The sequence below is a fragment of the Intrasporangium chromatireducens Q5-1 genome (genome assembly GCF_000576575.1).
In the GTDB taxonomy this organism is placed as follows: Bacteria; Actinomycetota; Actinomycetes; order Actinomycetales; family Dermatophilaceae; genus Intrasporangium_A; species Intrasporangium_A chromatireducens.
This window is the reverse complement of sequence record NZ_AWQS01000277.1, coordinates 1-4528: the sequence shown is the minus strand read 5'-3', so window position 1 is coordinate 4528 and position 4528 is coordinate 1. Positions and strand designations below refer to the sequence as shown.

Here is a 4528-nt window from a genome sequence, read left to right as displayed (position 1 = left end):
ATCGCCGGTGGGGGCCGCGTGGCCCGTCGGCCGGGCCTGGCCGGCACCGCCGGCCTGGTGGGCGGCCGCGCGGCGCTTCTCGACGATCTCCCGTTCCTCGTTGATCTCCCGCGCGAGGAAGAAGTTGAGGGCGGTCCGGATGGCCGCGACGGCGGCGAGCTTGCCGAGCTCCTCGAACGTCGGGGCCACGGCCGTGCGCAGCACATCCGACGCCAGCTGGAACTCGAGCCCGAGGGCGAGGAACCGGCCGAGGCTGAGACGGACGGGGACGAACGCCTGGGGGTCGCGCTGGGGCAGGGCCCGGAAGAACCGCCAGAAGGCGACGGCAGCGCCGAAGACGATGACGATGGCACCCGCTGCCTCCACGAGCCGCACGAGCACCCCGACGGCCGTGCGGAGGGTGTCTTCGGTGAGCAGGTCGACGGCGGCAGGCAGGATCACGGCGTGGGCGTACCCGGGTCGCGGTCACCGCACACCCGCGAGCTGACCGCACGCCGCCCCCCGTCCGGTCAGGCGACGTCCCGTCCGAGCGGTCCGACCTGCCTGACGAGGTCGGCGACGAGCCCGTAGACGTCGCGGTCCTCCGGAGCGGCCATCCCGATGATGACGTCGTCGACCCCGACGTCCGCCAGGGCGCCCAACCTGTCCACCGCCTCGCTCACCGACTGCGTCGTCTCACCCGAGGCGGCCCGGTCGCCGCCCTTGGCGGCGAGGTTCAGCCGGGACAGCACCGTGCTGCGTACCGACAGGGGGTCACGACCCACCTCGGCACACCGCTCGGCCAGGACCGCGAGCTTCTGCCGCACCCGCTCCGGGCCGACGTCGAAGAGGTTGCATGCGTCGCCGTAGCGCGCGATCAGCCGGAACGTCTTCTCCTCCCCCATCCCGCCGATCAGGATCGGGGGATGCGGGCGGCGCAGCGACGGCGGGCTGTTGAGCGTGCGCTCGAGGCTGTAGTGCCGGCCCCGGAACGGCGCGTCGTCGTCGGCCCACATCTGCAGGACGATCCGGAGGGTCTCATCGAGCCGCTCGAACCGCTCCTTGAGCGGCGGGAAGGGCACTCCGAGGCCGCGGTGCTCCTCCTCGTTCCAGGCCGCCCCGATGCCGAGCCAGGCGCGGCCGCCGGAGAGGACGTCGAGCGTCGTCACCGTCTTGGCCAACAGTCCCGGGTGGCGGTACGTCACGCCCGTCACGAGCGCACCGAGCTCGATCCGGGACGTCTGCCCGGCCGCAAACCCCAGCGTCGTGTAGGCCTCGAGCATCTCCCGCTCAGCCGGTCCGATGCCCCGGATCTGGAAGTAGTGGTCCATCACCCAGAGGCTCCACATGCCGGCCGCTTCGCCATCCTGCGCGATCCGCCCGAAGGTGGGCCCGATCGACGCGGGCGCGTCCGGCCAGGAGAACCAGGAGACCTGAAGTCCGAGTCGCATCCTTCGATCGTCGCAGAGTTCGCCACACTGGCACCATGACCCGAGGCACGGAGACCCGAGGCGCCGACGACGGCGTGACGACGAAGCTGTGGCGGGGCGGCGAGCTGGTCGAGGAGGGCTTCGCCCTCACGGATGTGTCGGAGCGCCTGGCTGCCGAGGACGCGCTCGTCTGGGTCGACCTGTGCGATCCCGACCACGAGCGCCTGCAGCGGCTCGCGCGGGAGCTCAGCCTCGACACGCATGCGGTCGAGGACGCTGTCCTCGCCCACGAGCGGCCGAAGGCGACGCTCCATGCCACCCACACCTTCCTGACGGTCTACGGGACGAACCTGCGCGACCCCGACCCGGAGGAGCCGCGGCGGAGCAGCCTCGAGGTGCACCGCGTGTCCGCCTTCGTGCTCCCCCGCGGCATCGTCACCGTCCGCGGGCCGGCCGGGTTCGACATGGAGCCGGTGCAGCAGCGCTGGCAGGACGATCCCGAGCTGCTGCGCTACGGGGTCGGAGCGCTCGTGCACGGCCTGCTCGACGTCGTCGTGGACGGCCACTTCGAGACGATCCAGCAGCTCGACCAGCTGATCGAGGGCCTCGAGGACGTGCTGTTCGACGACCGGGCCAGCTCTCGAGAGGTCCAGACACGCACCTACCGGATCCGCAAGGAGCTCGTCGAGCTGCGCCGGGCCGTCCTTCCGATGCGGGAGGTCGTCAACGCCGTGCTCCGCCACCGCACCGAGGCCAACCACCACGCCAGCGAGCTCGACGGCTACTTCACCGACCTCTACGACCACGTCCTGAGGGCCGCCGAGTGGACCGAGTCGCTGCGCGACATGGTGACCACCGTCTTCGAGACGAACCTGTCCCTGCAGGACGCGCGCCTCAACACGGTGATGAAGAAACTGACCGGCTGGGCCGCGATCATCGCGGTTCCCACGGCGATCACCGGCTGGTTCGGGATGAACGTCCCTTACCCGGGCTTCGGCAAGGTCTCCGGGTTCGTCGCGAGCCTGGGGGTCATCGTCGGTCTGGGTCTCGTGCTCTACACCGTCTTCAGGCGCAAGGACTGGATCTGACGAGTCCGGTCAGTCGCGGGTCAGCTTGCGGTACGTGACGCGGTGCGGCCGGGCGGCGTCCGGGCCGAGCCGCTCGACCTTGTTCGCCTCGTAGGCCTCGAAGTTGCCCTCGAACCAGTACCAGCTCGCCGGCTGCTCCTCGGTCCCCTCGTAGGCGAGGATGTGCGTCGCGACGCGGTCGAGGAACCACCGGTCGTGCGAGATGACGACGGCGCAGCCGGGGAAGTCGAGCAGCGCGTTCTCGAGCGATCCGAGCGTCTCGACGTCGAGGTCGTTGGTCGGCTCGTCGAGCAGCAGCAGGTTGCCGCCCTGCTTGAGGGTGAGCGCGAGGTTGAGGCGGTTGCGCTCGCCGCCGGACAGGACGCCGGCCGGCTTCTGCTGGTCGGGGCCCTTGAACCCGAACTGCGAGACGTACGCCCGCGACGGGATCTCGACCTGCCCCACCTTGATGTAGTCGAGTCCGTCGGAGACGACCTCCCAGAGCGTCTTCTTCGGGTCGATGCCGCCCCTGGCCTGGTCGACGTAGGAGATCTCGACGGTCTCGCCGACCTTGACCTCGCCGTCGTCGGGCTGCTCGAGCCCGACGATCGTCTTGAACAGCGTCGTCTTGCCGACCCCGTTCGGGCCGATCACCCCGACGATGCCGTTGCGCGGCAGCGTGAAGGACAGGCCGTCGATGAGGACGCGGTCGCCGTAGCCCTTCTTCAGGTCCTTGACCTCGATGACGACCGAGCCGAGCCGCGGGCCCGGCGGGATCTGGATCTCCTCGAAGTCGAGCTTGCGGGTGCGCTCCGCCTCGGCCGCCATCTCCTCGTAGCGGGCCAGCCGCGCCTTCGACTTGGCCTGCCGGCCCTTCGCATTGGACCGGACCCAGTCGAGCTCGTTCTTGAGGCGCTTGGCGAGCTTGGCGTCCTTCTTGCCCTGGATCTGGAGGCGCTCGGACTTCTTCTCCAGGTAGGTCGAGTAGTTGCCCTCGTAGGGGTAGAGCCGTCCGCGGTCGACCTCGGCGATCCACTGGGCGACGTGGTCGAGGAAGTAGCGGTCGTGGGTGACGGCGATGACGGCGCCGGGGTAGCTCTCGAGGTGCTGCTCCAGCCACTGGACCGACTCGGCGTCGAGATGGTTGGTGGGCTCGTCGAGCAGCAGCAGGTCGGGCTTCTGCAGGAGCAGCTTGCACAGCGCCACCCGGCGGCGCTCACCACCGGACAGGGTCGTCACGGGCGAGTCCGGCGGCGGGCAGCGCAGTGCGTCCATCGCCTGCTCGAGCTGGTTGTCGAGGTCCCAGGCGTCGGCGTGGTCGATCTCCTCCTGGAGCTTGCCCATCTCCTCGAGCAGTGCGTCGTAGTCGGCATCGGGGTTGGCCATCTCGGCCGAGATGGCGTTGTAGCGGTCGAGCTTGGCCTTGATCTCCCCGGCGCCCTCCTCGACGTTGCCGAGGACAGTCTTGTCCTCGTTGAGCGGAGGCTCCTGCAGGAGGATGCCGACGCTGGCGCCCGGCGCGAGGCGGGCCTCGCCGTTGGAGGGCTGGTCGAGGCCGGCCATGATCTTGAGGATGGTCGACTTGCCGGCGCCGTTGGGGCCGACCATGCCGATCTTCGCGCCCGGGTAGAACGACATGGAGACGTCATCGAGGATGACCTTGTCGTTGTGCGCCTTGCGCGCCTTCGTCATGGTGTAGATGAACTCGGCCATGCGCAGCAGGCTATCCGTCGCTCCCCCGCCGAACCGAATCGGCCCGCGGGTGCCGTCGAGCCCGGCCCCACGGGGACGCCAGCGGGGCTCGGGTCACCGCGACGCGACGGCTCAGACCGCCTCTTCGAGCTGGTAGTCGTCCGTGTCCGGGTCGCCGAATTCGGGAGCCGGCGGGCCGGGCACCTCGACGTCGTGGATCTCGCCGTTCTCGTCGACGTTGGCCGGCCGCTCACCCTCGGCGATCAGGCTCTCGATGCTGCGGCGCACGTCGTCCTGGGCGGCCGGATCGGCGCCGAGCGCGGCGGCGCGGCTCACCCGTTGGAACGTCGCGCGGCCGAA

4 protein-coding genes and 1 pseudogene are annotated in these 4528 nt (G+C 70.2%); 1 reads left to right on the top strand and 4 read right to left on the bottom strand.

Going from position 1 to position 4528, the window contains the following annotated elements; translation table 11 throughout:
* Together N864_RS19495 and N864_RS19490 are read right to left on the bottom strand one after the other, a co-directional pair.
* The coding region (locus tag N864_RS19495) for a DUF1622 domain-containing protein (RefSeq protein WP_081794051.1) at positions 1 to 441 on the bottom strand (441 nt) is incomplete at its 3' end.
* A 68-nt stretch (positions 442 to 509) separates the two neighbouring features.
* A complete protein-coding gene (locus N864_RS19490; RefSeq protein ID WP_034721219.1) occupies positions 510 to 1430 on the bottom strand; it encodes an LLM class F420-dependent oxidoreductase in 921 nt (306 codons plus the stop codon).
* Positions 1431 to 1465: 35 nt separating this feature from the next.
* On the opposite strand from N864_RS19490, the gene N864_RS19485 reads away from it, so the two are divergent.
* The gene (locus N864_RS19485; protein WP_034721216.1) at positions 1466 to 2497 is read left to right on the top strand and encodes a magnesium transporter CorA family protein; all 1032 of its coding nucleotides are present in this window, start codon (positions 1466 to 1468) and stop codon (positions 2495 to 2497) included.
* 9 nt (positions 2498 to 2506) lie between these two features.
* Here the strand turns inward: N864_RS19485 and ettA are convergent, their stop codons facing one another.
* Positions 2507 to 4189, bottom strand: coding sequence for an energy-dependent translational throttle protein EttA (gene ettA, locus N864_RS19480; RefSeq protein WP_034721213.1), 1683 nt, complete (start codon positions 4187 to 4189; stop codon positions 2507 to 2509).
* A 111-nt stretch (positions 4190 to 4300) separates the two neighbouring features.
* Positions 4301 to 4528, bottom strand: a pseudogene (locus tag N864_RS19475) (single-stranded DNA-binding protein); the annotation flags it as partial.

What these genes read in the sequence shown, in the direction of transcription:
- N864_RS19490 (WP_034721219.1), bottom strand. Translation starts at nt 1,430, where the DNA reads ATGCGACTCGGACTTCAGGTCTCCTGGTTCTCCTGGCCGGACGCGCCC.
- ettA (WP_034721213.1), bottom strand. Translation starts at nt 4,189, where the DNA reads ATGGCCGAGTTCATCTACACCATGACGAAGGCGCGCAAGGCGCACAAC.
- N864_RS19485 (WP_034721216.1), top strand. Translation starts at nt 1,466, where the DNA reads ATGACCCGAGGCACGGAGACCCGAGGCGCCGACGACGGCGTGACGACG.